This is a genomic window from Pelagibius sp. (assembly GCF_965227505.1).
Taxonomy (GTDB): Bacteria; Pseudomonadota; Alphaproteobacteria; order Kiloniellales; family Kiloniellaceae; genus Pelagibius.
The window spans coordinates 2,726,342-2,751,805 of sequence record NZ_OZ245757.1; the positions used below are offsets into that span (position 1 = coordinate 2,726,342).

The following is a 25,464-nucleotide window of genomic DNA, read 5'->3' on the forward strand; positions in this document are numbered from 1 at the left end:
CGGATGTCCGGCAAGGGGGCTCTGGGCAACGCAATGGGGGGCAAGGCGGCATTGGCGGCGGTGCCGCGGCCGGCCCTGGTGCTGGGTTTCGCCGGGCTGATCCCCTTTCTGGCATCCACCCTGGGGGTCTGGATCGCCGGCTATCCGCAAAGCCTGGCGGCCCTCGACATCCAGCTTGCCTATGGCGCCGTGATCCTCTCCTTCATGGGCGCGGTCCACTGGGGCCTTGCCATGGCCGGCGGCCCGAAAGCCATGAGCTTCCACCGCCTCGGCTGGTCCGTGGCGCCGGCTTTGGCCGGCTGGCTGGCGCTGCTGCTGAACCCGATCTACGGCCTGCTGCTGATGGTGGCGGGCTTCGCCGGGGTCTATTTCGGCGACCTGCGCAGCATCGCCGCCGGCAACGCGCCCGCCTGGTACAAGGCACTGCGCAAACCGCTCACCATCATTGTCATCGCCTCTCTCGCCAGTTCCTACGGCGCGCTGGTGGTGAGACTCTAGGCCGGCGGCGCGGCAGACCGTGCCTCCGCCGGCCGCTGCGCGGCCTCTCTGCGGGCGATGTAGAAGGTCGAGCCGACGATGATGACCGCACCGGCCACGGTCCAGTGATCCGGGATCTCGGCAAAGACCAGGAAGCCGATGAGGCCGGCCAGGATCAGCTTCAGATAGTCGAAAGGCGCAACGAAACTGGCCTCGCCGCTGCGGTAGGCGCGGATGATCATCGCCTGCGAGGCGATGCCCAACAGCCCGACCGCCGCCAGCAGCCCCCACTGTGACAGGCTGGGCGCCTGCCAGGCCGCCAGCGCCGGCGCCGCCGTCATCACGATGGAGGCAATGCAGAAATAGGCCAGCATGGTCACATGGCTTTCGCCCGGCGGCAGCCTTTTCACCAGCGTCACCGCCAGGGCGATGCCGAAGACCGAAGCCAGGGCGATCAGCGCCGCCGGATCGAAGGCCGCCGCGCCGGGCCGCACCATCACCAGCACGCCGAGAAACCCGATGGCGGTGGCCAGCCAGCGCCGCCAGCGCACGGTTTCTTTCAGAATCAGCACCGCAAGCAGGATGACGAACAGCGGCTGGGTGAAGGTCAACGCCGTAAACTCCGCCAGGGGCAGCTGACCGACGGCGTAGAAACCGCAGACCATGGCCAGCGATCCGCTGACCGCGCGGACGGCATGCAGGCCCGGCACCGTGCTGCGCAGGGCAGCGAAACCGGCGCGATAGAAAAACGGCGCCAGGACGAGCGAAGAGAAGACCGCGCGGGCAAAGGCGATCTGAAAGGTGTCCAGCCCCTCGGCGCTCAGGCTTTTCACGAAGGCCGAGTTGACCGTGAAGCCCAGGCTGGCGCCGATCATCCAGAGGGCGCCGCGATGATTCGGCGACAGCCGCAGCCAGGCTGCGGCCACCGCATTGCGCAGACCGCCATCCGGCCCGCGGCCCGCAGCCGGTTCCGTCACGCCGGTTCCGTCACGTCGGGTCCGTCACGTCTTGGCCTTCACCGCTTCGCTGCCCGGGCGGTGGGTGGTGCGTTCCCGCGCAACCCTGGTCTCACGGTGGGCGATGTAGACCGCGGAGGCGGCGATCACCGCCGCGCCGATCCAGGTCCAGGCGTCGGGAACCTCGGCGAACAGCAGAAACCCGATGGCGGCCACGAAGGGCAGGCGCGCGTAGTCGAAGGGCAGCACCGCAGAGGCATCGGCCTTGGTGAAGGACCGGGTGAAGGCGATGTGGGCGAGAACGGCGCAGCCGCCGACCAGCGCCATCAGCGCAAGGGCCCAGAGGCTGGGCGTCTGCCAGACGAAGAGCGCCGGGATCAGCGACAGTGGCGTCAGCAGCAGGTTCATGTAGAGCACCACCACCATGGGGTCCTCGGTGCGGGAGAGCGACTTCACGATCAGCACCGTGACGGCCATGAAGCAGGCGGCGATCACCGGCAGCGCCATGACCGGGGTGATCTCGGCGAAGCCGGGCCGCAGGATGATCAGCACGCCCAGGAAGCCGACGATGGTGGCGGTCCAGCGCCGGGCGCGCACCACCTCGCCCAGGAAGATGGCCGCCCCGGCGGTGGCGAAGAGGGGCACCGTGAAGTTGAGCGCCACCGCCTCGGCCATCGGCATGCGCACCACGGCGGTGAACCAGCACAGCATTGCGATAAGCCCGATGACGGCGCGCCAGAGATGGACCTTCAAGCGCTCGGTGCGCAGGCCCTCGCGCCCCATGCGGGCAAGCCAGGGCAGCATGAAGGCCAGGGCGAAGCTGTTGCGGAAGAAAGCGATCTGAAAGGGGTGCAGGCCCTCCGCCGCCGCAAGCTTGATGGTCGCGTTCATCACGGCGAAGAGCAAAGCCGCCGTGATCATGTAGATCGCGCCTTGGAGCGGCGCGGGAAGGCTCCTTCCGCGCGCGAAGGGAGTCATGGAGGAAGGCATGAACCGCCATCTTAGGGTGAAGCCGCAACCGCGACCACCCACGCGGGCGCAGGGCAGCCATGCAGGCGGTCCCGAGATGCCCCCCGGCAATGCCGGAGCGGCGAAATCACCCTCTGGATCAGGGCCGGATCAGGGCCGGATCGGGTCTGGATCGGGTCTGGATCGGGGCGGGCGGCTTCGCCATACTGCGCAAAACGGCAACACGGCCGCCCCGCCGGCGGGCCGAAAAACCACGCGTCCACAGGGAGACATCATGACGGAACCGCTTTGGCAGCCCTCGCGGGAGCGGATTGCCGATGCCAACTTGACCGCCTTCATCGCCCGGGTGAACCGGGATCAGGGCACACAGCTGAGCGGCTACGACGACCTCTACGACTGGTCGATCGCCGAGCCGGCGCGGTTCTGGCAGACGGTCTGGGACTTCTGCGGCGTCACCGCCGATGCCGGCGGCCCCGTGCTGGTCGACGGCGACAAGATGCCCGGCGCCCGCTTCTTCCCGGAGGCCCGGGTGAACTTCGCCGAGAACCTTCTGCGGCGGCGTGATAACGGCGATGCCCTGGTGTTCTGGGGCGAGGACAAGGTGAAGCGCCGCCTCTCCCACCGCGCGGTCTACGAGCAGGTCTCCCGCCTGACCCAGGCCCTCGCTGCGGAGGGCGTGGGGCCGGGCGACCGGGTCGCCGGCTTCCTGCCCAACATGCCGGAGACGGTAATCGCCATGCTGGCGGCGACGGCGCTGGGGGCCGTCTGGTCCTCCTGCTCGCCCGACTTCGGCGTGCAGGGGGTGCTGGACCGCTTCGGCCAGATCGAGCCCAAGGTGCTGTTCTGCGCCGACGGCTATTACTACAACGGCAAGACCCTCGACTCGCGCCCGCGGGTGGCGGAATTCACCGCCCAGATGCCGAGCCTCACGAAGATCGTCGTCGTGCCCTACGTGGAGGCCGCACCCGACGTCTCCGCCATCGACCGGGCCGTTTCCCTTGCCGACTTCGTCGCGCCCTTCGAGGCGGGCGAGATCGCCTTTGCACGCCAGCCCTTCAACGCGCCGCTCTACATCATGTTTTCCAGCGGCACGACCGGAAAGCCAAAGTGCATCGTCCACGGCATCGGTGGCACCCTGCTGCAGCACCTGAAGGAGCACAAGCTGCTCTGCGACGTGAAACCGGACGACCGGGTCTTCTACTTCACCACCTGCGGCTGGATGATGTGGAACTGGCTGGTCTCCGGGCTCGCCTCCGAAGCCACGCTGTTGCTCTACGACGGCTCGCCCTTCGCGCCCGACGGCAACATCCTCTTCGACTTCGCCGAGGCGGAGAAGGCCACCCTCTTCGGCACCTCGGCGAAGTACATCGACGCGCTCGGCAAGGCCGGCCTCGATCCGCAGTCGAACCACGACCTCTCGGCGCTGCGCCTCGTCACCTCGACCGGCTCGCCGCTGGTGCCGGAGGGTTTCGACTACGTCTACCAGCACATCAAGAAGGACGTCTGCCTGTCGTCGATCGCCGGCGGCACCGACATCATTTCCTGCTTCGTCGGCGGCAATCCGGTCGGCCCGGTCTGGCGCGGCGAGATCCAGCGCCGCGGCCTCGGTATGGCCGTGGAGGTCTACAACGACCGGGGCCAGCCGGTGCACGGCGAAAAGGGCGAACTGGTTTGCGTGAAGCCCTTTCCCTGCATGCCCATCGGCTTCTGGGACGACCCTGACGGCGCGCGTTACCGCGCCGCCTATTTCGAGACCTATCCCAACATCTGGCATCACGGCGACTTCGTCGAGTTGACCGAGCACGGCGGCATCATCGTCTACGGGCGTTCCGATGCCACGCTCAATCCCGGGGGCGTGCGCATCGGCACGGCGGAGATCTACCGCCAGGTCGAGAAGCTGGGGGCGGTGGAGGAGTCCATCGTTATCGGCCAGGACTGGCAGGGCGACGTGCGGGTCGTGCTCTTCGTCAAGCTGCGCCCGGGCGCGGTCCTGGACGACGACCTGGTGGCGCAGATCAAAGCGCAGATCCGCAGCGGCGCGACGCCGCGCCACGTGCCGGCCAAGGTGGTGCAGGTCGCCGACATCCCCCGCACCAAGAGCGGCAAGATCGTCGAACTGGCGGTGCGCGATATCGTCCACGACCGCGCGGTGAAGAACATCGAAGCCCTGGCCAACCCGGAAGCCCTGGAGCTCTACCGCGGCCTGGAAGAGCTGCGGAGCTAGCTAGTCCACCTCCATAGCGGATTGTCCGTTTCTCGACAGGCTTTGACCGGCGACCGGTTTCGCGCCAAAGCCGCGAAGATCACAATACGCGCCAGAACGATGATAAGCCCGCCCTGCCGCCCCGTAAGAGGGTGGCATCCAAGAGGAGGTTGCGGTGCCGCTGGAGGTATACCTGGCCTATCTTGCGACGGTTGCGGTGTTCTTCGCCTCGCCGCCGGGACCGAGCCAGCTGCTGATGATCACCAACAGCCTGCGCTACGGCGTCAGGCCGAGCATGAGCACGGTGGCCGGCGATCTGACCGCCAACATGCTGCAGATGATCGCGGCCGGCTTCGGCCTGGCGACACTGATCGCGGCCTTCCCGACCTCGCTCACCGTGATCAAGTGGCTTGGCGTCGCCTACCTCGCCTGGATCGGCCTCCGCCTGTTCCGCGCATCGTCTTCGACCTTCACGCCCGCGCCGGGGGAGGCCGGCCGACGTGACGATCCGTTTCAGCAAGGTCCGTTTCGCCCGCGCCTGCTTCGCCCCGGTCTGTTTCGCCCCGGTCTGTTTCGCCCCGGTCTGTTTCGTCAGGGCTTCATCACTTCGGCCACGAACCCGACGGCGATCTTCTTCTTCGCCGCCCTGTTCCCCCAGTTCATCGATCCGGCCACGGCGATCTGGCCACAGCTTGTGATCCTCGGCCTCACCTACATCGCGATCGACGGGCTGCTGCTCACGGTATGGGGGGCGACGGCCCAGGGCCTGCTCAGCCGTTTCGGCGGCCGCAGCCCGCAGTGGCTGAACCGCCTTTCCGGCTCCTTGATTATCGCCGCGGCCGTGCTGCTGGCGCTCAAGGATGTGACTCTGCCGCCGTCGCGAACCTGACGGCGCGCTCAGCCCGGCCCAAGTGCCGCTTTCCTGATCCTCCGACAGGCTGCAAAGAACCCGGAGGCGTCGGGCCGGCCCAGCCCTTCTTTCGATGTATGGCACTGCAGCGAGCGCGGCGGCGAAGGGCGCGTCCGGTCGGCCTGGAGCGAACCGGACAGTTTATGTTCTGAATGCGACAAGTGATTGACTTTATTAAGATAAAATGAATTAGAGCTATGCTGCCACAGCATAGAGGTTCTGATTTCCGAGCATTTGTCGCGACGCAAAAAGCAGCTTATCTGTCGACCTAAGAGATTGGGATCAACCGGCGGCGCCGGCTCTGCAAGATGCAGGCGGGCCGCCAAGACAGACAGGAGACAGGACCATGGCCCACATGACCTATTCCGCCCGCCCTTTCGCGCCCGGCCGCCCGGCCATGGGCCTGCAGAGCGGTTTTTTCGCCGCCCTCACCGACGCCTTCGCCCGGCTGCGTGAGGTCTACGAAGCCGAACGCCGCGAGCGGCGGCTGGCCTACGCCACCCGGGATCTCGACCAGCATCTGCTGCGCGACATCGGGTTGGACCACAGCGCCAGCTAAGGGATGGCGGCCGAGAGCCGCTGTCAGCAGTCACAAGGGGCGGTCCGGGGGGACCGCCCTTTTGATTCGGCCCTTTTGATTCGGCCCTTTCGCTTTGGCCACCTCCAAGACCCAATCCCGAAGACGGTGCGGCATGCTTCGAGACGGGCCTACCGGCCCTCCTCAGCATGAGGGTGTGAGGGTGGCCGCAGGCACCGGCCTCACCCTAAGGGGCCTCATCCTAGCGGCCTCATCCTGAGGCGCGGAGCGCAGCGGAGCCTCGAAGGATGGACCACGGGCTCTGCCGCCGCCACCTCTGGCCGGGATGCCGATGCGGTTCAGCTCAGCGGGTAGCGGATGAAGAGGTGGTTGAGCCCGTTGAGCACGCCATAGAGCTGATCGAACTGCCCCTCGAAGGAAGCCCAGTCATGGCGGGGGTCGAGGTCCTGCAGCGTCTCCTGGATCTGCCCCAGAGAGGTCTGGCCGTCGATCCAGGGCAGGATTGCCGGGGCCAGCCGCGGCAGGGCGAACTGTAGCGACAGGCCGTCGAAGTCCCCCTTCAGAACCAGGTCGCGCTGTACCGCCTTGGCCAGCTTCGGGCCTTCCAGCACCCGCAGGCAGGGAATGGCGTCGCGCCCTACGGGCGCGGCCACCGTGTCCTCGATCTGGTTCTTGGACGCGTAGAACACGTGGGTCTTGATGTTACCCGCCAGCCTTTCCGCAAAGGCGGCACGCTCCAGCGGCGTGAAGGACGACAGCGCCTTCAGGATCGTCGGATCCTTGACGTAGGTTGCCGGATCGTAGCGGATCGGCTCGATGAAGCTGACCAGCCGCAGGCCGGCGCCCTCCACCAGGGCCGCGACCTCCTCCACCAGGTAGGAGCGGTCCTGGCTGTGCAGCAGCAGGTCGACCAGTTCGGCATCGCTGGCGTCGTGATCGCGCAGAACCGGATTGCGGGCGAAGAGATTGGTCGCGGGCAGGGTCTTCAGGAGCCGCCTGGTCAGCGTGACCTGGTCTGCCAGGGAGCGGTCGGACGCCAGGCTGCGCAGCAGCTCCTGCAGCGGATAGACGCCGTTGCGCCCCAGCGTGCCGTAGACCATGAGCCCCATGCCGCCGTCGTGCTTCAGGAGCCCGGTCAGGGCGGCCAGCCCGGCCGCCGGATCGGACAGGTGATGCAGCACGCCGCAGCAGTCGATGTAGTCGAAGACGCCGAGGTCCAGGGTCTCCGCATCCAGCAGGGAGCCGGTGACGAAGCGCAGGTTGGTGAGGCCGCGCGCTACGGCGCGGGCCTCCGCAATGGCGCGGGAGGACTGGGAGAGGTCGAGATAGACCACCTCCCCGCCTGCGCGCGGCCCTGCATTCCGGCCCGCATCGGCGAGCTGCTGGGCCAGCATGATGGCGGCATCGCCGGTGCCGCCACCGGCGACCAGGGCCCGGAACGGCCGGCTGAAGTCGCGCCGCCCAGCATAGAGATAATGGTTCACCTCCATCAGGTTGCTGGGCGAGCCGACCACAAGGCGCCGCGCCTCCTCCGCCGGGTCGCGGGAAGGATAGGGATAGGCCTCGTATTGGTCGCGGACGCGGTCGCTCATGGCGGGGCCGCGCTGGCCGAGGGTGCGCGTGAGGATGCGGGCATGGTAGAGAAGACTCTAGGCCGCGCCCGTGGTCAGGACCACCTTGCCGGTGGAACGCCGGTTCAGGAGCAAAGCCATGGCTTCCGCGGCTTCCGCCAGATCGTGCTTGTGTGAAACGTGTGGCTTGAGCCGCCCCTCCTCGTACCAGGCGAAGAGCTCGCGGAACTCTCCGGCCAGGCGCTCCGGCGCGTGGCGGCGGTAGGAACCCCAGTAGACTCCCATGGCAGCGACGTTCTTCACCAGCAGGATGTTGGCCGGGATCTCCGGCACCCGCCCGGCGGCGAAGCCGATGATGAGAAGCCGGCCCGACCAGGCGATGCAGCGCAGCGAGGCATCGAAGACATCGCCGCCGACGGGATCGAAGACCACGTCGGCGCCCTGCCCGTCGGTCAGCGCCTTCACCCTTTCGCGAATATCTTCCTCGCGGTAGTCGATCACCGCATCGGCGCCGTGGTCCCGGGCGATCGCCAGCTTCTCAGCACCGCCGGCCGTCGCGATGACCCGGGCGCCGAGCGCCTTGCCGATCTCCACCGCCGCCAGGCCGACGCCGCCCGCAGCCCCATGCACCAGCAGGGTTTCGCCGGCCTGCAGATCCGCATGCCAGCGCAGCGCCCCGTGGGCGGTGCCGTAGGTGATGGGAAAACCCGCCGCCTCGGCCCAGCCGAGGCTGTCGGGGATGGGAAAGACGTCGGCGGCCCGCGCCAGGACCGCCTCCGCATAGCCGCCGCCGTCGGTCAGGGCCAGCACGCGCTGGCCCTCAGCCAGGTCCGTCACCCCGGCGCCCAGGGCCTTCACCCGGCCGGCCACCTCCAACCCCGGGGAAAAGGGAAAGTCCGGCCGTTCCTGGTAGCGGCCGGCGATCATCAGGGTATCGGCGAAGTTGACGCCGGCGGCCGCGACCTCCAGCAGGACCTCGCCGGGACCGGGCTCGGGGCTCGCGACATCTTCCAGCTCCAGGTCTTCCGGCTTGCCCCAGGCACGGCAAACGACAGCACGCATCGGCGTCCTCTCCTCGGCGTTCGGATTGCTCCTAAAATGGGATCTGTTCTGCGGGGCGCACCTCGCCGACCTTAAGGCCGACGCGATTGCGCACCGTGGCGCTGAGGACACCGCCGAGCGCCGCCGCCTCGTCCTCGCTCAGAATGCCGAAACGGCTTAACAGCCGGCCCATGGCAATTTCCGCCGCCCGGCCGGCGCCGTCGTCGACCTTCACAGCGGCCCCCAGGCCCAGTTCCGGAAAGCTGGCGCAGTAGACGCCTTCGGCTCCGGTTTTGATCAGCGCCTTTTCGCCGGTCTTTTCCATCACCAGCGTATCGAAGCGGCCGCTGCCGGCGACCATGAAGGGCTCGGCCGCCACCGCCCGGCGGACCCGGCGGCAGGCCGCCTGTCGCGCCTCAGGCTGGTCGTCGGGCCGGCCAAGGCGCGCCATCGCCAGTGCGATGTTGCCGAGCGGAATACCGAGGACCGGAATGCCGCAGCCATCGACACCGCGCGGTGCGGCGCCAAGGTCGAGGCCGGTCATGCCTTCGAGCACGCCGAGGATGCGCTGCTGCACGGGGTGTTCGATCTTGACGTAGCCGCGGGTCGCCACGTCCATGTGGCGGGCCAGGGTCAGAAAGCCGCTGTGCTTGCCCGAACAGTTGTTGTGGGCCGGGGTCGGCAGCCTGCCGCCGGCCAGAAGCGCGATCATCGAGGCTTCATGCACCGGCAGCTGCGGACCGCATTCCAGATCGCCCACACCGCAGTCGATGCGCGCCAGCCAGGCCTCTGCCGTTTCAACGTGGCGCGGTTCGCCGGAGTGGCTGGCGCAGGCCAGCGCCAGTTCCGCGTCACTCACCGCAAAGGCATCGGCCGCGCCGCTTTCCACCAGGGCCAGGGCCTGCAGCGACTTGATTGCCGAGCGGGCATAGACCGGACGGTCGATGTCACCGGCGGAGAGCGCCACCTTGCCGTCGGTGTCCACCACCGCCAAGGCGGCGCGGTGGCGGCTTTCCACCATGGCGCCGCGCGTCACCTCCACCACCAGCGGATTGGCCGCTGCGGCGACGGCGGCTTCGGGCAGGAGTTCGGTCGGTTCGGCAGACATGGAAGAGGATCGCGGTCACGGACAAGAGGCCGCCTGGGCAGCGGCCATGCAGCTTGCCTCCCGCGGCCCGGCCATGCAAGTTTTCGCGCCATGCGAGGATACTTTGCCATCGGCGCCGAGCGCATCAGCAAACCCATGAACCTGGGCAGCCTGCTGCGCTCCGCCCATGCCTTCGGCGCCAGTTTCTTTTTCACCATTGAGCCGGACTTCAATCCCAAGGAGGTGAAGTTTTCCGACACCTCCGACGCCGCCAAGCATCTGCCGCTCTACACCTATCCCTCGGTCGACGACCTGCAGCTGCCGCGCGGCTGCGCCTTGGTCGGCATCGAGCTGACCGAGGATGCGGTCGAACTGCCGTCGTTCTTCCACCCGCAGGCCGCGGCCTATGTGCTGGGGCCGGAGCGGGGCAGCCTGTCGCCGGCGCTGCAGGCGCGCTGCGATCACATGGTGAAGATCCCCACCAAGTTCTGCATCAACGTGGGTCTGGCCGGCGCGCTGGTGATGTACGACCGGATGATCGCCCAGGGCCGCTTCGCGCGCCGCGCGGTGAACCCGCGCGCCGAACCGCAGGCCCTGCCCGAGCACGTCTCCGGGGCGCAGAAGGTGCGGCGAAAGTAGGCTCCGCGGCGCCTTCGTCAGCCCAAGGCGGCACGCCACAACGCCGCACAGCCGGCCCCGGCCAGCATCGCCCAGACGGCGCTGCGTGTGATCACCATGACGCCTGCCGCCACCGCGACCGCGGCGGCCTCCCGCCAGCCGCCCTGTGCGACCACGGTGGCAACGATGGCGACGATCACCGAACTGCAGAGCGCAGTGAGGAAGTGCTCCAGGGCCCGGGTCATCTTGAAGCGGCTCACGACCACCGGCCCGAGCAGGCGGGTCGCCAGGGTCGTCAGCGCCATCACCGCGATGGCCAGGAAGATGGAAAGGCTATCGGCCAAGGCGCAGTCTCCCCGTAAGGGCCCCGACGGAAGCGCCGGCAAGGGCGGCAAGGATGATGTTCCATCCCACCGGCACGACATCCAGGGTGAGCACCGCAACAAGGGCCGCGACGGCGGCGGCAGCAGGGCCGGAAGGGTTTTCAGATCGCCCGCGGCCACGGCCGCAAAGAAACAGGCCATCACCAGATCGATCCCGAAGCGGCTGAGATCGCCGAGGCCGGAGCCCGCGTAGGCGCCCATCGCCGTGCCGGCGGTCCAGGCCAGCCAGAGGGCGAGGCCGCCGCCGACCAGGATGCCGAGGTTGGCGTCGCCCCCGCCATCATCCCCGCTGTCGCGCAGGCTGCGGTAACTGTCGGCGAAATTGGCATCGCTCAGCAGCGGCAGGGCGAGCAGACGCCGCGGCCAGGGCAGGGCGTTGATCCAGGGGGCAAGCGCCGCGCCGAGCAGAAGATGGCGGGCATTCACCGCCAGCACGGTCAACGCGATGGAGAACAGGGGCAGCGGATGGCTCCAGAGGTCCAGCACGGCGAACTGGGCCGCGCCGGCGAAGACCGTGGCGCTCATGATCAGGGCCTGAAGCGGCAGGAGACCGCGCTCGACCGCGGCCGCGCCGAAGGCAAGACCGAAGGGCAGCGCGAAGACCGCGACGGGCGCCAGGCGGGTGAAGCCGGCACGAAGACCGCGCCCGTCCAGCACCGGGGCCGGGCCGGCCTGCTGCGCCGGAGTAGCTTCGACATCTCTAACCATAACAACGGTTATAAAGCAGCCGGCGGCTTGCCCGTCAACCGTTGTAGTGGTTAGGGTGTGAAGATGAGTTACGCCAGCCACCCGGTCCGGCTCTGCGGAGAGCGGCTGATTCTCGATTTCCTGAACACCGCCGACTGGGCGGCGGACGGCCGCGTGGTGCACGAGAAGCTGGCGACGCCGGCCGACGTAGACCGATGGATGACGGCGACCGGCCTGGACGGCGTGTCGGGACCGAAGACCGCGCGGGAGCTTACCCGCCTGAAGACCTTCCGCGCCGCGCTGCGGGCGATGATCCTGGAGGTGGCCGGCGAAGAAGGCGAGACCCCGGATGGCATCCGCGCCGTGAACGCGGCGCTGCGCGGCATCCGCGGCGATGTCCTGGCTGAGACCGGCAGCCCTGCTGCGGCCTCGGCCGCCGGGGTGCCGCTACAGGCGGTTCTGGCGATCTCCGCCGCTGCCGTTCTGGCCGACCCGCGCGAGCGCGCCCGGATCAAGGTCTGCCCGGGCGACAACTGCGGATGGCTGTTCCTCGACGAGACCCGCAACGCCCGCCGACGCTGGTGTTCGATGGAAACCTGCGGCAACCGCGCGAAGGCACGGCGGCATTACCGGCGCAGCCAAGCCGAAGGGGGCTAGCCCTTCCAGAGCACCAGATCGATCTCCACGAGCGCATCGCGCGCCAGCGCCGAAACACCGACGGTGGTGCGCCCGGGCAGGCGCGCCTCATCGGGAAAGTACTCGCCGTAGACCCGGTTCATCTCCGGATAGTCCCGCGCGAACTGCGTCAGGTAGATCCGCGCGAAAACGGTGTCGGCCAGGGCGTAGCCGGCATGATCGACAATGCGCCCGAGGTTTCGGAAGGACATGTGGGTCTGGGCCGCAACGCCGTCCGGCAGGGGCGCCTGGGGATCGTCCGGGTCGACCGGGAGTTGGCCGGTCACATAGAGGAAGGGACCGGCCCTTACCGCGTGGCTGTAGCGGGCCGTGGGCGGTGGCGGGGCGGCGTCGGGCGCGATCAGGTGCTGCGGGCGCATGGTGGCTCCTGCTGTGAGTCTGGCTTGCAACCTCTCCAGCATGACCTGCACGGGGCGCAAAGTCTCCGCCCCTGCCCGAAATGGAACCGAAATGGAACCGGAATGAAAAAGGACCGAGCCGGGTCAGGCTCGGTCCTTTCTTGTGTCTCTCAAGTGCCTTGGACGCGATGAGCGCCCTAACGGCGCTCAGTACGTCACGAAGGGGTTCAACAGGCGGCCGAAGGTTCCGGTCATCTTCATCGGCGCATCGCTGACGACCAGGCAGATGCAGGGTTCGCCCTGATCCGCGACCGGCTGATGGTCGACGGAGGGGTCGGCGATCTGCACGTCGCCGCGCTCGTAGTGCCCGTCTCCGTCGCTGTAGCCGCCTTCCAACACCAGGGTCACTTCCTGACCATGATGGGTGTGCTTGGGCACGGCCACGCCCGGCTGGATGCGCATCAGGCGGGTCTTCGCGCCGTCTTGGCCCAGCGTGATCTCGGTATCCTCGACCCCGCGCATGACTTTGCGCCACTGCAGCGTTGCAAGGTCGACCTGCAGATAGTCGCGCAGCGGGCGCGGCAGGGACGGGTCCTCAAGTGCCGGACGATGCGGAGCGGGCATGGCGCCGCCCCAGGGCGCGCCCTCTTCAGCCTCGCCGTCGAGCATGTCGATCTCGGCCATGATGCTGCTGAAGGCCGACTCGTCGAGGCTGGCGGGATCGAGCGCGTCCATCAGCGATCCGCCCAGGGCTTCGTAGGCCTCCACCTCAGCGCGGCAGATCGGGCAGAGCGTCAAATGACTGGCGACCACAAGGGACAGCGCCTCGGGCAGGCTGCCGGCCGCATAGGCCATGAGGATTTCTTCTGAAAGATGATGCTTGGGCATCACTGATACTCCTTGAGCGCCTTGCGGAGATGGCCGAGGGCGAGCCGCAGACGGGACTTCACGGTGCCGAGCGGCAGTTCCGTCTCCTCTGCGATGGCGGCGTGCGCCTTGTCCTCGAAATACGCCATCCTGACCAACTCCGCCTGCTCCTTCGACAAAGACTTCATCGCTACCGAGAGCCGCTCCGACTGCTGAGCGGCCTCGACCAGACTGTCCGCTTCTTCCACCGGCGTCGGCACCAGGGCCGGATCGTCGGGATCGTATTCAGGCCGTCTTTCGCGGCGCAGGGCATCGATCCGCTTGTTACGGGCGATGGTGAAGATCCAGGTGCTCGCTCCGGACTTCGAAACGTCGAAGCTTTCGGCACGACGCCACACCATGATCATCGCTTCCTGCACCAGCTCTTCCGCCTGTGCTTCGCTGGCCCCCTGGCGCATCAGATAGGCCTTCACCCGGGGACCGAAATAACTGAACAACTCGGCAAACGCCATCCTGTCCCGATTCTGCCCGACGGAGACGAGCAAATCGGCCAGGTATCGCGGGTCGACCTTGCCATTGGAGACCTTCGGCATGGCCGGCATTTCAGCGGGTCCACCCAGGGTGAACACAACGGGTAGAACCGCTTCCCTCCGTACCGCCACGTTTGCCACCTGTTCCGTTACAGCTCTGTGTACGGCCCGGAGAGGCGTTTGGATCAGTGGCGGCACGGCCAATAAGGCGATTTCTCATGAGTTCACTGTGGATTGCCCGAGACCCGGGAGCAACCCCACCCTCCAATTGCCATTTGAACCGCTCGATGCCCGTTAAACTATTGTTTTTGGCAGGCTCGCGCTTTTGATATAAGGCAAGCAGACCACCGACGGTCGCAGAGGGGTGGCAGCCTTGCTGGCCAGCCCTATAATAGCGGCCATGTCGGAGAATAACATCCCATCAACGGCGTTCGTGTCTTCGCTCATGTCACTCAGGAAGATTTTCATCCTATCGATCTTCGCCTTAAGCGCGAGCCTCCCAACCGGCGCCGCGCAGGCGCAGGGCGTTGAGAGGATTGGCGATTTCTCAGACTGGAGTGCGTTCAGGTTCACAGAGAACGACACACCCACCTGTTTTATTGCCAGCGAGCCGACCAAGGCGGAAGGCAACTACAGCCGGCGCGGCGACATACACGCGATGGTTACCCATCGCCCGGCGGAAGACCGCATCGACGAGGTGAGCATCCAGGCCGGCTATACCTACCAGGAAAACTCCGCAGTTGAGATCGAGGTCGGCACCATGTCGGTGAAGCTCTTCACCCAGGGCGCCTCGGCCTGGGCGGCCGACAAACCGACCGACCAGAAGCTGGTGCAGGCGATGATCCGCGGCAACACCATGGTCGTGCGCGGCACCTCGGAACGCGGCACGGATACGGTCGACACCTACTCGCTTTCCGGTTTCACCAGGGCCTATCAGGCAGCCCAGCAGGCCTGCGGCCTTTAGCCGCTGCCGGGCCGCCGGCTGCAAGCCCGCGGCGGGAGGCCCGCGCTCGGGCAGGTTCCTCCGCACTGCCTGCGGCCACTTGCCGCGGGCCGGCCAAGATCGTATCTAGGGCGCCATGAGCCGAAGCCACGCCCAAGCCTTTGCCCCGCCGCAGGACAGCGACGCCGCGCGCCGCAACCTGGTCGGCCTGTCGCGCGCCGAACTGGCGGCCGCCATGGCGGAGCTGGGGGAAAAGCCGTTCCGGGCCAAGCAGCTCTGGCATTGGATCTATCATCGCGGCGAGACCGACTTCGCCGCCATGACCACCCTGTCGAAGGACTTCCGCGCCCGCCTGGGCGAGCGCTTCACCGTCGCCCGTCCGGCAGTGGCCGAGGCCCAGGTCTCGCGCGACGGCACCCGCAAGTGGCTGCTCAACCTGCCGGACGGCCAGCAGGTCGAGACGGTCTACATCCCCGAAGAGGACCGCGGCACGCTCTGCGTTTCCAGCCAGGTCGGATGCACCCTGACCTGCAAGTTCTGCCACACCGGCACCCAGCGCCTGGTGCGCAACCTCTCGCCGGCCGAGATCGTCGGCCAGATCATGGTGGCGCGCGACGGCCTGGGCGAGTGGCCCGGGGACGACGCCGGGGCATCGGCCGAAGGCCGCCAGGTCACCAATATCGTCCTCATGGGCATGGGCGAGCCGCTCTACAACTACGAAAACGTCGCCGCGGCCATGAAGATCGCCATGGACCCGGAGGGGCTGTCGATCTCCAAGCGCAAGATTACGCTTTCCACATCGGGCGTGGTGCCGGAGATGGAGCGCTGCGGGCGCGAGCTGGACGTGAACCTCGCCGTGTCGCTGCACGCGACGACCGACGAGACCCGCGACTGGATCATGCCGATCAACAAGAAGTATCCGCTGAGGATGCTTCTGGATGCCTGCCGCAACTATCCGGGCACCCACAACGCGCGGCGCATCACCTTCGAATACGTCATGCTGAAGGGCGTGAACGACAGCGAGGAAGACGCCCGGCGGCTGATCCGGCTGCTGAAGGGCATCCCCGCCAAGGTGAACCTGATTCCCTTCAACCCCTGGCCCGGCTCGTTCTTCGAATGCTCCGACGCCGCCACCATCAAGCGCTTCGCCGACATCCTCTCCGCCGCCCACATCTCCGCTCCCGTGCGCGCCACCCGCGGCGATGACATCCTGGCCGCCTGCGGCCAGTTGAAGTCGGAGTCCGAACGCAGGAAGAAGAGCGAGCGCGAAACCGTCGTCGCCCGGCCCTAGGCGGCAACCGCCCCGACCCCGGCACCCCCGTTCGAACGCCCAGTCCCCCCCTTGGATCGAGTGCGCTTTCGCTTTAGGGTGCACTCAACCGCCGAAAAGCCGACTTTGAACCCATGGGAGCCTGACCGACATGGTGGTGATCCTGCTTGGCGGTATTGTCTTTGCGATCCTCTGCATCTACCCGCTCTGTCGCATCTTCGCGCGCGCCGGCCTGCCCCCGGGACTCGCGATTCTGGTGTTTCTGCCGTTGGGCGGCTTTATCGCCCCAATGGTCCTGGCCTTCGCCCAATGGCCTAATGCGGGGGGGCCTAATGCAGGGGGGCCCAACTCAGGGCCTCCCAACGCGCTGCCGCCGTCGCACTGAGTCGGGAGGATCACACATGACGCTCTTCCTGCTCGTCTTCTGGCCGGCGCTCATCGTCGCGGCTGCGGTCTATGTCTGGCTGCACGCGCGGATCCTGCACCGGGCCGGCCGTTCCCGCCTGTGGTCGCTCGCAATGCTGCTGCCCGGCGTGAACATCGTCCTGATCTGGGTCTTCGCCTACGCCGACTGGCCGGCCCTGAGGACCAGCAAGGCCACACCGGAGATCTTCGAGTAAGCGGACCGCGAATGCAGCGGACCACGGCTCCTTGCAGGCCCGCCTGAACCGTCCTTCCGCCCCGCTCCCGCCCACCCCTTGCCTGGAGGGCCGCGTTGCCTATACTCGCGCGGTTTTTCCGTTTGGGGCGTTCAAGCAACATGTCCGAGATCAAGAAAGTCGTGCTCGCCTACTCCGGCGGCCTCGACACCTCCGTCATCCTGAAATGGCTGCAGACCACCTACGACTGCGAGGTGGTGACCTTCACCGCCGACCTGGGCCAGGGCGAGGAGCTGGAGCCGGCCCGCAAGAAGGCCGAGCTGCTCGGCATCAAGCCGGAGAACATCTTCATCGAGGACCTGCGCGAAGACTTCGTGCGCGACTACGTCTTCCCCATGTTCCGCGCCAACGCGGTCTATGAGGGGGTCTATCTGCTGGGCACCTCCATCGCCCGGCCGCTGATCGCCAAGCGCCAGATCGAAATCGCCGCCGAGACCGGGGCCGACGCGGTTTGTCACGGCGCCACCGGCAAGGGCAACGACCAGGTGCGCTTCGAACTCGGCTACTACGCGCTCAACCCCGACATCCACGTCATCTCGCCCTGGCGCGAGTGGGAGCTGAACAGCCGCACCAAGCTGATCGACTTCGCCGAGAAGCACCAGATTCCCATCGCCAAGGACAAGCGCGGCGAGGCGCCCTTTTCGGTCGACGCCAACCTGCTGCATATCTCCGCCGAGGGGAAGGTGCTGGAAGATCCATGGGACGCGCCGGAGGAGTATGTCTTCTCGCGCAGCGTCGCGCCGGAAGACGCCCCTGACCAGCCGACCCTCATCACCGTCGACTTCGAGAAGGGCGATCCGGTCGCCGTCGACGGCGTGCGGCTGTCGCCTGCCGCGCTGCTCACCCGGCTGAACGAACTGGCCGGCGCGAACGGCATCGGCCGGCTCGATCTGGTGGAGAACCGCTTCGTCGGGATGAAGAGCCGCGGCGTCTACGAGACCCCGGGCGGCACCATCCTGCTGACCGCGCACCGGGCCATGGAGTCGATCACGCTGGACCGCGGCGCAGCGCACCTGAAGGACGAGCTGATGCCGCGCTATGCCGAACTCATCTACAACGGGTTCTGGTGGTCGCCGGAGCGCGAGATGCTGCAGGCGCTGATCGACAAGAGCCAGGAAAAGGTGAACGGCCAGGTGCGCCTGAAGCTCTATAAGGGCAACGTCATCGTCGAGGGCCGCCAGTCCGACGACTCGCTCTACTCCATGGAGCACGTCACCTTCGAGGAGGATTCGGTCTACGACCAGCGCGACGCCGCCGGCTTCATCAAGCTGAACGCCCTGCGCCTCAAGCTGCTGAACCGCCAGGGCCACTAGCGGCCCTTCGGGTTTACCCTCGGGGCGAAACGTCTGAGCTTTTCCTCGGAGCTTTTCCTGTGGGCTAGTCCTCCGGCGCGCCCTCGGCCGGCGGCTGACCGAAGGAGGCCTCGCCCAGGGGGTCGGCCTCGACCCGCTCGGCCATCACCTCAAAGGCCTGGGCGTTCTTGTCCATGTGCTCCTTCAGGGGCGCGTTCTGCTCTCCCACGGTGCGGAAGAAGCCCGCCGCGTCGCGCAACAGGCGCGCAGCAATTTCTGCATTGGTAGCCATATTCGCCCCAATCAAGTCAGTTTTAAGGGAATGGAAAAAGAAAGGCAGACGCAGAACCTAGCATGCAGCCGCAGAGGCTGTCGCCCCCTTCCTCCCCGCCGGATCGCCGACCCTTAACCCAGCAACATCCGCAGGGCCACCACCGCCAGGCAGCCGCCGGCCACCGATACGATCAGCGGCAGGCGCAGGGCCAGCAGCACGGTCGCCGCGGCGGCGAGGCTTTCCGCCGGACCGGTGGCGAAGGCCATGGGGGCGATGATGGCGGTGAGCACGGCGCCCGGCACAGCCTCCAGCGCCCCTGCCAGGCGGCCGCGCACCGCGGTGCGGCGCACCAGCCAGTATCCGGATATCCGTGTCGCATAGGTGGCAAACGCCATGGCCGCGATGGCGGCAACGACCAGCGGGTCCAGATGCAGGAGATCAGGTGTCATCGCCGGCCTCCCGCGGCGCTGCTGGTGGTGCGGCTTCGGCGGCGGGCGGCGGCCCCTGGAAGGCGCCGACCAAGGCGCCGGCCAGACCGCCGAGGGCGATGTACCAGACGCCGGGCAGCAGCAGATAGGCGGCAACCGCCACCAGCGCGCTGACCAGCCAGGGCTGGAGGCTGCGCCGCCCCTTCCACAGTCCGGCCAGCAAGGTCAGGAAAACCGCCGTGAAGGCGAAGTCGAGGCCGTAGCGTGCCGGGTCCTGAACGAAGCCGCCGAAGATGGCGCCCAGGGTCGTGCAGGCGATCCAGCCGCCGTAGAGCGGCAGCGCGAGGCCGAGGTAATAGGCAGGGGTCAGGGGCGCCTTGGCGGTGCGCTGCAGGGCAAAGGCCCAGTTCTCGTCGGCCATGAAAAACAGGCCGCCGTAGATCTGGCCCCGCGACCAGCCCTGCAGGAACGGCGCCAGGGCCGCACCCATCAGCATGTGGCGCAGGTTCACCATGAGTGCCGTGGCGCCGAGCAAGAGAATGGCGGGCGGCGAGGTCCAGATCTCCACCGCCACGAACTGCGAAGCGCCGGCAAAAACGGTGGCGCTCATCAAGGCGGTCTCGAGCGGCGACAACCCCTTCTGTGCCGCCAGGGTGCCGAACAGCAGGCCATAAACCACGACGGCGATGAGCAGCGGCAGGATCCGCGCCACGCCGGCCGCGAACTCGCCGCCGCCCGCGCCGCGCCCCGCCGGAGCACGCCAGCCGTGGGGTGCCGTCGTCTGGTTCTTCATGAAGGTCCCGAGGTCCTGACTGCCGTTGTTCGCGCGAGCGGCTGCCACGGTGCCGCAGGCGCACGAGCGCGGTCTTGTAAAATGTTGCCCGGCAGGCATTCAGATTATCGACTAATGAGAGAAAATCTGCGATTTATACAACCTATATTCGGCATACCTGAGAGTTGTACTGCCGCCGCGCTTGAAACCTTATGAGGAAAGATAGTTCAATCGTTTATGGAAAGTGAGTCTGTTCAGGCCCTGGCCGATCGGATCGTGCGCCACCTGACGGCACCAGGCACGGCTGCACAAAGCGGGCGCGATGCGGCGCTGGCCCTCCAGGTCGATATCGAGGATCTGCGGTTGAAGCTCGATCCGGGAGAGGACGATCTTCCGACCGAGATGCTGCGTCAGGTGCTCCGCTACTGGCGGTCGCTGCCGAGGGTCGGCGGCATCCCCGACCGCATCAAGGTGGAGCCGGAGGACCTGCGCCCCGCGCTCGGCTATCTCATGCTCATCGATGTGCTCACCGGTCCGGGCATCGGTCCGGGCGACTTCCGCTATGCCCTCTACGGGACCAAGATCGCCGAGGTGTCGGGGTTCGACATGACCGGAAAGAGCGTCTGGGAGGTCGCCACCACGGGCGCGATCCAGCGGTTCTTCGCCGCCTGCTACGAGGCGGCGGTGACCCTGCGGAAGCCCCTCCTCACCGTGCATCAGGCGCCGCCCTCCATCACCGTCAGCCATTGGCACCGGCTGATCCTGCCGCTGGGATGCGAGGGGGAAGTACGGCGCTTCCTGGTCTGCAACGTTCCCATGCACGACGACGGCGCGGGCGAGGAGCTTGTGGTCACATCACCGCCGATACCCGTCGCAAAACCTCCGGCCGAGCATGACTAGACGGGTACCGTCGGGCTGACCGTCTTCATCTGGCCAGACGGCTTCTTATGAGACTGCTTCTTGTCAGGCGGCTTCTTGGGTCAGGCCGCTGCGGTACTGGCCGGGGGTGAGGCCGGTCCAGCCCTTGAACGACCGGGTGAAATGGCTCTGATCGTAGAACCCGCAGGTCACGGCGACGGCACTGAGAGGCTCGGGGCCCGCCAAGAGGGCCTTGGCGGCGGCAACGCGCCGCCCGGTCATGTAGGCATGCGGCGTGATCCCCACTTCGCGGCGGAAGGCCCGCAGCAGGTGGAAGCGGCTGAAGCCTGCTTCCGCTGCCAGCGCTGCAAGGGTCAGGTCTTGCATAAACTCGGAATCGATAAGGGCGCGGACACGGCGCACGGCATGGCTTTCCCGGCCGAGACGGCGGCCTTGCGGATCGATGACGCTGTAGCGCCGCACCATCTCCGTCATCGCGCCGGTGAAGGCTTCGTCCACCGCCAGCTTCGGCGAGCGATGTTCCAGAAGGCTGTGCAGGTTGATGAAACGCGCCGCCAGTTTCGGGTCGTGGATGACGGCCTGGCGGAAAGCCGGAAGCCCGTTTGCCCCCGCACGGCCATCTTCGCTCAGCTCGTCGGCGAGGCGCTGGATCAGACCCACCGAGGGATAGAACATGCGATAGGCATAGCTGTCGCTGTGCGGCTCGCCGTCGTGCAGCTCATCGGGATTGACGGCCACGAGGCTGCCCGCCGGGGCAATGTGACGGGCCCCGCGATAGCGGAAGGCCTCCGCCCCGGCAAGGATGACGCCGACCGCGAAGGTGTCGTGGGTATGGGGGGTATAGCTGTGGCGGTAGTAGCGCGCTTTCAGGCACTCGAGGTCGTCATAGCGCCGCTCCCGCCAGAAACGCACGCTGTCCCCGGGCCGCTCGCCGGCCCGGCTATCCGCCTTGCGCCGCCTGCCGGCCCGATCGCTGGATTGGGCGTAGGCCGTCTGCTGATCGATCCCCATGGCCGAAGTCTAGCGCAGACGGCCGGTCAACCCTTGTACGAAATTGCTGTTTCCGGCGCCCCGCTCACGCCGCCTGGGGCCAGTCGGGGGGCGTGCCGGGAGAGTCCCCGGGAGATCTGTCCGGGGCCGCAGCGGGCTGCGACAGGCCCGCCAGATCGTCGGCGAAGCCGTGATTGACGTCGCGATGGCCGGCCTCGTCGGCGCGCACCGCAACCACCACGGCGCGCAGGTCCGCATCGGCCGGCAGGCCCCAGTAGTCGATGGCGATCTGCGGCGCCGGCCCGTTCGGCAGCAGCCCGGCATCGATCGCTTCCAAGTAGCGGGTGTAGGACACCACGGCCTCTTCCTCAAGGTAGCCGACGACCCGGTGGGCGGTCTTGGGCGCGAAGAGGTAGAGCAGGAAGTAGGCGTTGTAGAACAGCCCCTGGGCCACGAGGATCAGCAGCCGCTCGAAGCGCGACGGCCGGGCGACATGGATGAAGGTCATCAGATGCATGCGCTCGTTCTCCGCCTCCTCCAACAGCGTGCGGATCCAGCCGCGGTCGTCCTGGATCTTGCGCAGCGCCTTCAGGTGCTGCAGGGCGCCGCCGACCATGCCCGGCACGGCGGCCACGGTTTCCAGCATCACGGCGCGATGCCCGTAGCGCTTGCGGAAGAAGAGATCCATCGCGGCGCGGAGCACCTTGACGGTGAGCAGCGCCAGACGGTCGGAAAGACCGCGCGGGCGGTAGTGGCTGTGGAGGTCAGCGGTGCTGGGGAGTTCTGCGGTTTTGCTCATGATACGGCTCCTGACAAGGGAGTGCCGCCGTCCAGGGTTTTGTCGGCCTGGCACATCGAAGCGCCCAAAACCTGCGCTTCAGGGGCGTGCTCTCCCGGCTTCCTTCCTTGATGTGGGAAGCGCCGGAGCGGGTCCAAGAGCGTCATTCCGACGCAGCGCCGCCGGGAAAAAGGGGGATCTTTGGGGGCAAGTTGCCCGAGGACAGGCCTATGGCAGCGGCGACACCCCGAAGGCCATGAGATGGATATGCATCAGGCCGAGATAGAGCGCGAGGCCGAGCAGCGGCCGCCACCATCCGATGCCGTGCCAATCAATCTTGCTGCGCCCCGCGAGCACCGCCCCGAAAGGCAGCAGGCTGGTGGTCAGCTTCATCGGGCCCCAGGCGGCCCCCAGGGCGGCTTCCCGGCGGCGGTCGATATGGACCATGCCTGCGAAGCTCAGCACCGCAATCCCCCCCATCAGAATGATCGAGGGCAGATCGCCGTTGACCAGCAGATGGGAGACCGCCCAGAGGCCGGTTCCCCAGAGAAAAGGATGCCGGGTGATCGAGAAGATGCCGACGGCGGGCGAGCCCGTGCCCTCTGCCAACAAGCGCTCGCCCCCGACCATGGTCGGGTTGGGCGTGGTCAGGCCGGCGACAATCAGGATAGCGGCCAAGGGCATCACGATCACGGGCAGCCAATAGAGGCCCAGCGGGGTCACCCAGAGCGCAACATAGGGGGCGGCACCATAGGCGAAAAGCATCCAGGTCAAGGATCCAATCATGACCAGAGAGTAGAACCCGCGAAACATCCTCTCGCCAAATCGGGCGATCAGGGTCGCCCGCAGCGGCGCACTGGACAAAAGGAAATGGCCCCCGACGAAGAGCGCCGCGGCGGCAATCAGCGCGTTCATAGACCCCAACATGGCTGCAATATGGGGAGAGAAGCGCAAGGCGTCCAGCGATTCGCGCCTCTCGTGCATCCCACCTTATGGACCGGCAGCATTGAGGCGGGACCCGCGGGGGCCGCTCGTGTTACACAGCGCTGATGACTGAGCATCAAGACGCCCAAGCTGCCGAAGGCACAGCCCTCGATCCCGTCGCGCGGCTGATCCTGGACCTGCTGGCGACCGCGGCGGGGGAAAGCCTCACGCCGGCCCAGGTGGCCAAGGCCTTCGCCGAACCGCGGCGGCGCCGCAGCGACCCGCCGGACCTCTGGCGCCGCTACCTGAGCGCCGTGCGCCAGCAGGCGCTCTATCTGGCCCGCAGCGGGCGGATCGTCATCCTGCGCCGCGGCCAGCCCCAGGACCCCAATGCCCCCATCAAGGGGGTCATCCGCCTGGCGCTCCCGCCCCAAGCCTGAAGAAAGCCTGCAAGACCGAGAACGAGAGGGCTCAGCCCGCGTCCAGCTCGGGCGGGGTGAGGCCCTGCGCACGGCAGGCGGCGGTCACCGTGTTGGCCAGCAGGCAGGCGATGGTCATGGGCCCGACGCCGCCCGGCACCGGGGTGATCGCCCCGGCCACGGCGGCCGCCTCGTCGAAGGCGACGTCGCCCACCAGCCGGGTCTTGCCACCTCCAGCGTCAATGCGGTTGATGCCGACATCGATGACCGTGGCGCCGGGCTTCACCCAGTCGCCGCGGATCATTTCCGGCCGCCCGACGGCGGCCACCAGGATATCGGCGCCGCGGCAGACCGCCGGCAGATCGCGGGTCCGGCTGTGGGCAATGGTGACCGTGCAGCTCTCGGCCAGCAGCAGCTGACCCATGGGCTTGCCGACGATGTTGGAGCGGCCGACCACCACGGCATCGAGCCCCGAGAGGCTGCCCAGATGGTGCTTCAGGAGCATCAGACAGCCAAGCGGCGTGCAGGGAACCAGCGGCGCCGCAGCCCCGGTGGCACCGGTCATCAGGCGGCCGGCGTTGGTCACGTGAAATCCGTCGACATCCTTGTTGGGGTCGATGGCGGCGATCACGGTCTGGGCATCGATCTGGGGCGGCAGCGGCAGCTGCACCAGAATGCCGTGCACGGCCGGGTCGGCGTTCAGCTCCGCGACCTTGGCCAGCAGCGTATCCTGGCTCGCGGTCTCCGGCAGGCGGTGCTCGTAAGAGTTCATGCCCGCCTCGACCGTCTGCTTGCCCTTGGAGCGCACGTAGACCTGGCTTGCCGGGTCCTCGCCCACCAGCACGACGGCAAGGCCCGGGGTCAGGCCGTGGTCGCGCTTCAGAGCTTCGACGGCGGCGGCGACGCGGCCGCGCAGCCCCTGGGCAAAGGCCTTGCCGTCGATCACCGTTGCCGCGGCGGAAACTGCTGTATCGCTCACTGCTGAAACTCCCTGCTGCAAAATCGCCGCGGCCCTTTGCCGTTCGCCCGGGCCGGCACCCGGGCCCGGCGGCTGAAAGTTCAACCGAGGCCGGCTTTCTAGACCCGTCCAGAACCGCCGTCCAGGGCCTCAGATCCGACGTCTATGGTGCCAGGAGCATGGAGCCGGGGATTATGGAGCCGGAGATCGGCGCTCCTCTTGGCCCCGGTCTCGATCCAGCAGCAGCTCGGCCATCCAGAGGTCCAGCCGGCGCTTCAGGGGCGCTGCACCGCCGGCCACCAGCAGCGTCTTGCGCCGGGCCTGTCGACCGGCGGCGAGGCTGAGGGAGGATTTCGGGAGCTTCCAGGCCTTCGCCAGGAGTTCCAGCAGTGCGGCATTGGCCCGGCCCTCGGACGGCGGCGCGCAAACGCGGACCTTCAGAACCCTGGCACCGTCGTCCAGCACGGCAAGGCCGTCGACCCGCGTGTGGCGGGCCCCGGGCTGGAGACGGACGTCGACGAGCAGGCCCTGGGCGGCGGCACGAAACGGACCGGCGTCAGACCCCACCGACGTTGAGGCTGTATTGGATGTTGCCCAGCAGGTCGCGCGCAAAATAGATGACGAGGATGAGGATGATCGGCGAGATATCGATGCCGCCGAGGTTCGGCATGAAGCGGCGAATCGGGCGCAGCGCCGGCTCGGTGATACGCCAGAGGAACTCGCCGATCATGCTGACGAACTGGTTGCGCGTGTTGATCACCCCGAAATGGACGAGCCAACTGAGAATGGCCGAAAGAATAATCGCCCAAAGATAGAGCCAAAGGGCGATCTGGATGACATTAAAGAGGGGATTCAGGATGATCATTGACCTTTACTTGCATCCTTTTCCAAGACAAAGGAAAGAATTCGGAAACCAGCCGGCGCTACCCTATCGCCGGGACTGACGGTAAACAAGAGATTGGCAAGGCGCGTTCGGGGAGCCGGTCCCAGGCCTCCCGCGCAAGGGC

The 25,464-nt window shown here is 67.3% G+C and carries 31 protein-coding genes; 13 read left to right on the forward strand and 18 right to left on the reverse strand.

Features of this window, described 5'->3' with window-relative positions:
* The first annotated feature begins 3 nt into the window (after positions 1 to 3).
* The gene (locus ACO06P_RS12975) at positions 4 to 498 is read left to right on the forward strand and encodes a DUF3429 domain-containing protein (protein ID WP_420345660.1); all 495 of its coding nucleotides are present in this window, start codon (positions 4 to 6) and stop codon (positions 496 to 498) included.
* Here the strand turns inward: ACO06P_RS12975 and ACO06P_RS12980 are convergent.
* The gene (locus tag ACO06P_RS12980) at positions 495 to 1,454 is read right to left on the reverse strand and encodes a DMT family transporter (protein WP_420345661.1); all 960 of its coding nucleotides are present in this window, start codon (positions 1,452 to 1,454) and stop codon (positions 495 to 497) included. The two genes, ACO06P_RS12975 and ACO06P_RS12980, sit on opposite strands and share 4 nt — an antisense overlap.
* Positions 1,455 to 1,478: 24 nt before the next feature.
* Positions 1,479 to 2,354 carry a DMT family transporter gene (locus ACO06P_RS12985; protein WP_420345662.1) on the reverse strand — a complete coding sequence of 292 codons (876 nt, stop codon included), beginning with the start codon at positions 2,352 to 2,354 and terminating at the stop codon, positions 1,479 to 1,481.
* Between the two features lie 322 nt (positions 2,355 to 2,676).
* Between ACO06P_RS12985 and ACO06P_RS12990 the strand changes: the two genes are divergently transcribed.
* The 3 genes from ACO06P_RS12990 to ACO06P_RS13000 all read left to right on the forward strand — a co-directional run bounded on the left by ACO06P_RS12990 (position 2,677) and on the right by ACO06P_RS13000 (position 6,074).
* Complete coding sequence (locus ACO06P_RS12990) at positions 2,677 to 4,626, forward strand: acetoacetate--CoA ligase (RefSeq protein ID WP_420345663.1); 1,950 nt, start codon at positions 2,677 to 2,679, stop codon at positions 4,624 to 4,626.
* Positions 4,627 to 4,780: 154 nt separating this feature from the next.
* Positions 4,781 to 5,494, forward strand: a complete 714-nt coding sequence (locus ACO06P_RS12995) for a LysE family translocator (RefSeq protein WP_420345664.1) — start codon at positions 4,781 to 4,783, stop codon at positions 5,492 to 5,494.
* 367 nt (positions 5,495 to 5,861) lie between these two features.
* Positions 5,862 to 6,074 carry a hypothetical protein gene (locus ACO06P_RS13000; RefSeq protein WP_420345665.1) on the forward strand — a complete coding sequence of 71 codons (213 nt, stop codon included), beginning with the start codon at positions 5,862 to 5,864 and terminating at the stop codon, positions 6,072 to 6,074.
* 317 nt (positions 6,075 to 6,391) lie between these two features.
* On the opposite strand, the gene ACO06P_RS13005 is transcribed toward ACO06P_RS13000, so the two are convergent.
* The 3 genes from ACO06P_RS13005 to ACO06P_RS13015 are packed head-to-tail and all read right to left on the reverse strand — an operon-like array spanning position 6,392 to position 9,773.
* Positions 6,392 to 7,645 carry a class I SAM-dependent methyltransferase gene (locus tag ACO06P_RS13005; protein ID WP_420345666.1) on the reverse strand — a complete coding sequence of 418 codons (1,254 nt, stop codon included), beginning with the start codon at positions 7,643 to 7,645 and terminating at the stop codon, positions 6,392 to 6,394.
* Between the two features lie 57 nt (positions 7,646 to 7,702).
* Positions 7,703 to 8,686 carry an NADPH:quinone oxidoreductase family protein gene (locus ACO06P_RS13010; protein ID WP_420345667.1) on the reverse strand — a complete coding sequence of 328 codons (984 nt, stop codon included), beginning with the start codon at positions 8,684 to 8,686 and terminating at the stop codon, positions 7,703 to 7,705.
* 31 nt (positions 8,687 to 8,717) lie between these two features.
* On the reverse strand, positions 8,718 to 9,773 hold the full coding sequence (locus tag ACO06P_RS13015; protein WP_420345668.1) for an asparaginase: 1,056 nt from the start codon (positions 9,771 to 9,773) through the stop codon (positions 8,718 to 8,720).
* 90 nt (positions 9,774 to 9,863) lie between these two features.
* Here ACO06P_RS13015 and ACO06P_RS13020 point away from each other — a divergent pair, with 90 nt between their 5' ends.
* The gene (locus ACO06P_RS13020) at positions 9,864 to 10,391 is read left to right on the forward strand and encodes an RNA methyltransferase (protein ID WP_420345669.1); all 528 of its coding nucleotides are present in this window, start codon (positions 9,864 to 9,866) and stop codon (positions 10,389 to 10,391) included.
* 17 nt (positions 10,392 to 10,408) lie between these two features.
* Here the strand turns inward: ACO06P_RS13020 and ACO06P_RS13025 are convergent, their stop codons facing one another.
* Positions 10,409 to 11,461: an AzlC family ABC transporter permease gene (locus ACO06P_RS13025; RefSeq protein ID WP_421938122.1), complete on the reverse strand. Its 1,053-nt coding sequence runs from the start codon at positions 11,459 to 11,461 to the stop codon at positions 10,409 to 10,411.
* A gap of 63 nt (positions 11,462 to 11,524) precedes the next feature.
* Here ACO06P_RS13025 and ACO06P_RS13030 point away from each other — a divergent pair, with 63 nt between their 5' ends.
* Positions 11,525 to 12,097, forward strand: a complete 573-nt coding sequence (locus ACO06P_RS13030) for a CGNR zinc finger domain-containing protein (protein WP_420345672.1) — start codon at positions 11,525 to 11,527, stop codon at positions 12,095 to 12,097.
* On the opposite strand, the gene ACO06P_RS13035 is transcribed toward ACO06P_RS13030, so the two are convergent.
* From ACO06P_RS13035 to ACO06P_RS13045, 3 genes are all read right to left on the reverse strand, one after another.
* Entirely contained in the window at positions 12,094 to 12,495 is a 402-nt protein-coding gene (locus ACO06P_RS13035) for a RidA family protein (RefSeq protein ID WP_420345673.1), read from the reverse strand. The genes ACO06P_RS13030 and ACO06P_RS13035 overlap by 4 nt on opposite strands.
* Before the next feature lie 186 nt (positions 12,496 to 12,681).
* On the reverse strand, positions 12,682 to 13,362 hold the full coding sequence (locus ACO06P_RS13040) for a ChrR family anti-sigma-E factor (RefSeq protein WP_420345674.1): 681 nt from the start codon (positions 13,360 to 13,362) through the stop codon (positions 12,682 to 12,684).
* On the reverse strand, positions 13,362 to 13,943 hold the full coding sequence (locus ACO06P_RS13045; RefSeq protein WP_420345675.1) for a sigma-70 family RNA polymerase sigma factor: 582 nt from the start codon (positions 13,941 to 13,943) through the stop codon (positions 13,362 to 13,364). Before ACO06P_RS13045 ends, ACO06P_RS13040 begins: the two co-directional genes overlap by 1 nt.
* A 328-nt stretch (positions 13,944 to 14,271) precedes the next feature.
* Here ACO06P_RS13045 and ACO06P_RS13050 point away from each other — a divergent pair, with 328 nt between their 5' ends.
* From ACO06P_RS13050 to ACO06P_RS13070, 5 genes are all read left to right on the forward strand, one after another.
* Positions 14,272 to 14,835 (forward strand): invasion associated locus B family protein, encoded by a 564-nt coding sequence (locus tag ACO06P_RS13050; RefSeq protein ID WP_420345676.1) that lies wholly within the window; start codon positions 14,272 to 14,274, stop codon positions 14,833 to 14,835.
* A 115-nt stretch (positions 14,836 to 14,950) separates the two neighbouring features.
* Complete coding sequence (rlmN, locus tag ACO06P_RS13055; protein WP_420345677.1) at positions 14,951 to 16,105, forward strand: 23S rRNA (adenine(2503)-C(2))-methyltransferase RlmN; 1,155 nt, start codon at positions 14,951 to 14,953, stop codon at positions 16,103 to 16,105.
* A gap of 130 nt (positions 16,106 to 16,235) precedes the next feature.
* Positions 16,236 to 16,469 carry a hypothetical protein gene (locus tag ACO06P_RS13060; protein WP_420345678.1) on the forward strand — a complete coding sequence of 78 codons (234 nt, stop codon included), beginning with the start codon at positions 16,236 to 16,238 and terminating at the stop codon, positions 16,467 to 16,469.
* A 16-nt stretch (positions 16,470 to 16,485) separates the two neighbouring features.
* On the forward strand, positions 16,486 to 16,704 hold the full coding sequence (locus ACO06P_RS13065) for a hypothetical protein (RefSeq protein WP_420345679.1): 219 nt from the start codon (positions 16,486 to 16,488) through the stop codon (positions 16,702 to 16,704).
* 140 nt (positions 16,705 to 16,844) lie between these two features.
* Positions 16,845 to 18,056, forward strand: coding sequence for an argininosuccinate synthase (locus ACO06P_RS13070; protein ID WP_420345680.1), 1,212 nt, complete (start codon positions 16,845 to 16,847; stop codon positions 18,054 to 18,056).
* A 64-nt stretch (positions 18,057 to 18,120) separates the two neighbouring features.
* Here ACO06P_RS13070 and ACO06P_RS13075 read toward each other — a convergent pair whose 3' ends face one another.
* The 3 genes from ACO06P_RS13075 to ACO06P_RS13085 all read right to left on the reverse strand — a co-directional run bounded on the left by ACO06P_RS13075 (position 18,121) and on the right by ACO06P_RS13085 (position 19,530).
* Positions 18,121 to 18,327, reverse strand: a complete 207-nt coding sequence (locus tag ACO06P_RS13075) for a hypothetical protein (protein WP_420345681.1) — start codon at positions 18,325 to 18,327, stop codon at positions 18,121 to 18,123.
* A gap of 113 nt (positions 18,328 to 18,440) precedes the next feature.
* Positions 18,441 to 18,758, reverse strand: a complete 318-nt coding sequence (locus ACO06P_RS13080) for an AzlD family protein (RefSeq protein WP_420345682.1) — start codon at positions 18,756 to 18,758, stop codon at positions 18,441 to 18,443.
* On the reverse strand, positions 18,748 to 19,530 hold the full coding sequence (locus ACO06P_RS13085) for an AzlC family ABC transporter permease (protein WP_420345683.1): 783 nt from the start codon (positions 19,528 to 19,530) through the stop codon (positions 18,748 to 18,750). Before ACO06P_RS13085 ends, ACO06P_RS13080 begins: the two co-directional genes overlap by 11 nt.
* A 216-nt stretch (positions 19,531 to 19,746) precedes the next feature.
* On the opposite strand from ACO06P_RS13085, the gene ACO06P_RS13090 reads away from it, so the two are divergent.
* A complete protein-coding gene (locus ACO06P_RS13090) occupies positions 19,747 to 20,409 on the forward strand; it encodes a PAS domain-containing protein (protein ID WP_420345684.1) in 663 nt (220 codons plus the stop codon).
* 63 nt (positions 20,410 to 20,472) lie between these two features.
* On the opposite strand, the gene ACO06P_RS13095 is transcribed toward ACO06P_RS13090, so the two are convergent.
* From ACO06P_RS13095 to ACO06P_RS13105, 3 genes are all read right to left on the reverse strand, one after another.
* The gene (locus ACO06P_RS13095; RefSeq protein WP_420345685.1) at positions 20,473 to 21,399 is read right to left on the reverse strand and encodes an AraC family transcriptional regulator; all 927 of its coding nucleotides are present in this window, start codon (positions 21,397 to 21,399) and stop codon (positions 20,473 to 20,475) included.
* A gap of 64 nt (positions 21,400 to 21,463) precedes the next feature.
* Entirely contained in the window at positions 21,464 to 22,177 is a 714-nt protein-coding gene (locus tag ACO06P_RS13100; protein WP_420345686.1) for an alternative oxidase, read from the reverse strand.
* A 207-nt stretch (positions 22,178 to 22,384) separates the two neighbouring features.
* Positions 22,385 to 23,071 carry an NnrU family protein gene (locus tag ACO06P_RS13105; RefSeq protein WP_420345687.1) on the reverse strand — a complete coding sequence of 229 codons (687 nt, stop codon included), beginning with the start codon at positions 23,069 to 23,071 and terminating at the stop codon, positions 22,385 to 22,387.
* Positions 23,072 to 23,205: 134 nt separating this feature from the next.
* Here ACO06P_RS13105 and ACO06P_RS13110 point away from each other — a divergent pair, with 134 nt between their 5' ends.
* The gene (locus tag ACO06P_RS13110) at positions 23,206 to 23,520 is read left to right on the forward strand and encodes a DUF3253 domain-containing protein (RefSeq protein ID WP_420345688.1); all 315 of its coding nucleotides are present in this window, start codon (positions 23,206 to 23,208) and stop codon (positions 23,518 to 23,520) included.
* A 31-nt stretch (positions 23,521 to 23,551) separates the two neighbouring features.
* Here ACO06P_RS13110 and folD read toward each other — a convergent pair whose 3' ends face one another.
* The 3 genes from folD to ACO06P_RS13125 all read right to left on the reverse strand — a co-directional run bounded on the left by folD (position 23,552) and on the right by ACO06P_RS13125 (position 25,322).
* Positions 23,552 to 24,478 carry a bifunctional methylenetetrahydrofolate dehydrogenase/methenyltetrahydrofolate cyclohydrolase FolD gene (gene folD, locus ACO06P_RS13115; RefSeq protein WP_420345689.1) on the reverse strand — a complete coding sequence of 309 codons (927 nt, stop codon included), beginning with the start codon at positions 24,476 to 24,478 and terminating at the stop codon, positions 23,552 to 23,554.
* 171 nt (positions 24,479 to 24,649) lie between these two features.
* Positions 24,650 to 25,024, reverse strand: a complete 375-nt coding sequence (locus ACO06P_RS13120; protein WP_420345690.1) for a DUF167 domain-containing protein — start codon at positions 25,022 to 25,024, stop codon at positions 24,650 to 24,652.
* Positions 25,014 to 25,322: a YggT family protein gene (locus ACO06P_RS13125; RefSeq protein ID WP_420345691.1), complete on the reverse strand. Its 309-nt coding sequence runs from the start codon at positions 25,320 to 25,322 to the stop codon at positions 25,014 to 25,016. Before ACO06P_RS13125 ends, ACO06P_RS13120 begins: the two co-directional genes overlap by 11 nt.
* Positions 25,323 to 25,464 lie beyond the last annotated feature (142 nt).

What these genes read in the sequence shown, in the direction of transcription:
- ACO06P_RS13040 (WP_420345674.1), bottom strand. Translation starts at nt 13,362, where the DNA reads ATGCCCAAGCATCATCTTTCAGAAGAAATCCTCATGGCCTATGCGGCC.
- ACO06P_RS13000 (WP_420345665.1), top strand. Translation starts at nt 5,862, where the DNA reads ATGGCCCACATGACCTATTCCGCCCGCCCTTTCGCGCCCGGCCGCCCG.
- ACO06P_RS13030 (WP_420345672.1), top strand. Translation starts at nt 11,525, where the DNA reads ATGAGTTACGCCAGCCACCCGGTCCGGCTCTGCGGAGAGCGGCTGATT.
- ACO06P_RS13065 (WP_420345679.1), top strand. Translation starts at nt 16,486, where the DNA reads ATGACGCTCTTCCTGCTCGTCTTCTGGCCGGCGCTCATCGTCGCGGCT.
- ACO06P_RS13090 (WP_420345684.1), top strand. Translation starts at nt 19,747, where the DNA reads ATGGAAAGTGAGTCTGTTCAGGCCCTGGCCGATCGGATCGTGCGCCAC.
- ACO06P_RS12975 (WP_420345660.1), top strand. Translation starts at nt 4, where the DNA reads ATGTCCGGCAAGGGGGCTCTGGGCAACGCAATGGGGGGCAAGGCGGCA.
- ACO06P_RS13070 (WP_420345680.1), top strand. Translation starts at nt 16,845, where the DNA reads ATGTCCGAGATCAAGAAAGTCGTGCTCGCCTACTCCGGCGGCCTCGAC.
- ACO06P_RS13095 (WP_420345685.1), bottom strand. Translation starts at nt 21,399, where the DNA reads ATGGGGATCGATCAGCAGACGGCCTACGCCCAATCCAGCGATCGGGCC.
- ACO06P_RS13005 (WP_420345666.1), bottom strand. Translation starts at nt 7,645, where the DNA reads ATGAGCGACCGCGTCCGCGACCAATACGAGGCCTATCCCTATCCTTCC.
- ACO06P_RS13085 (WP_420345683.1), bottom strand. Translation starts at nt 19,530, where the DNA reads ATGAAGAACCAGACGACGGCACCCCACGGCTGGCGTGCTCCGGCGGGG.
- ACO06P_RS13050 (WP_420345676.1), top strand. Translation starts at nt 14,272, where the DNA reads ATGTCGGAGAATAACATCCCATCAACGGCGTTCGTGTCTTCGCTCATG.
- ACO06P_RS13010 (WP_420345667.1), bottom strand. Translation starts at nt 8,686, where the DNA reads ATGCGTGCTGTCGTTTGCCGTGCCTGGGGCAAGCCGGAAGACCTGGAG.
- ACO06P_RS13110 (WP_420345688.1), top strand. Translation starts at nt 23,206, where the DNA reads ATGACTGAGCATCAAGACGCCCAAGCTGCCGAAGGCACAGCCCTCGAT.
- ACO06P_RS13060 (WP_420345678.1), top strand. Translation starts at nt 16,236, where the DNA reads ATGGTGGTGATCCTGCTTGGCGGTATTGTCTTTGCGATCCTCTGCATC.
- ACO06P_RS12985 (WP_420345662.1), bottom strand. Translation starts at nt 2,354, where the DNA reads ATGATCACGGCGGCTTTGCTCTTCGCCGTGATGAACGCGACCATCAAG.
- ACO06P_RS13105 (WP_420345687.1), bottom strand. Translation starts at nt 23,071, where the DNA reads ATGAACGCGCTGATTGCCGCCGCGGCGCTCTTCGTCGGGGGCCATTTC.
- ACO06P_RS13075 (WP_420345681.1), bottom strand. Translation starts at nt 18,327, where the DNA reads ATGGCTACCAATGCAGAAATTGCTGCGCGCCTGTTGCGCGACGCGGCG.
- ACO06P_RS13100 (WP_420345686.1), bottom strand. Translation starts at nt 22,177, where the DNA reads ATGAGCAAAACCGCAGAACTCCCCAGCACCGCTGACCTCCACAGCCAC.
- ACO06P_RS13035 (WP_420345673.1), bottom strand. Translation starts at nt 12,495, where the DNA reads ATGCGCCCGCAGCACCTGATCGCGCCCGACGCCGCCCCGCCACCGCCC.
- ACO06P_RS13025 (WP_421938122.1), bottom strand. Translation starts at nt 11,461, where the DNA reads ATGGTTAGAGATGTCGAAGCTACTCCGGCGCAGCAGGCCGGCCCGGCC.
- ACO06P_RS13020 (WP_420345669.1), top strand. Translation starts at nt 9,864, where the DNA reads ATGCGAGGATACTTTGCCATCGGCGCCGAGCGCATCAGCAAACCCATG.
- ACO06P_RS12990 (WP_420345663.1), top strand. Translation starts at nt 2,677, where the DNA reads ATGACGGAACCGCTTTGGCAGCCCTCGCGGGAGCGGATTGCCGATGCC.
- ACO06P_RS13015 (WP_420345668.1), bottom strand. Translation starts at nt 9,773, where the DNA reads ATGTCTGCCGAACCGACCGAACTCCTGCCCGAAGCCGCCGTCGCCGCA.
- rlmN (WP_420345677.1), top strand. Translation starts at nt 14,951, where the DNA reads ATGAGCCGAAGCCACGCCCAAGCCTTTGCCCCGCCGCAGGACAGCGAC.
- ACO06P_RS13125 (WP_420345691.1), bottom strand. Translation starts at nt 25,322, where the DNA reads ATGATCATCCTGAATCCCCTCTTTAATGTCATCCAGATCGCCCTTTGG.
- ACO06P_RS13045 (WP_420345675.1), bottom strand. Translation starts at nt 13,943, where the DNA reads ATGCCGGCCATGCCGAAGGTCTCCAATGGCAAGGTCGACCCGCGATAC.
- ACO06P_RS13080 (WP_420345682.1), bottom strand. Translation starts at nt 18,758, where the DNA reads ATGACACCTGATCTCCTGCATCTGGACCCGCTGGTCGTTGCCGCCATC.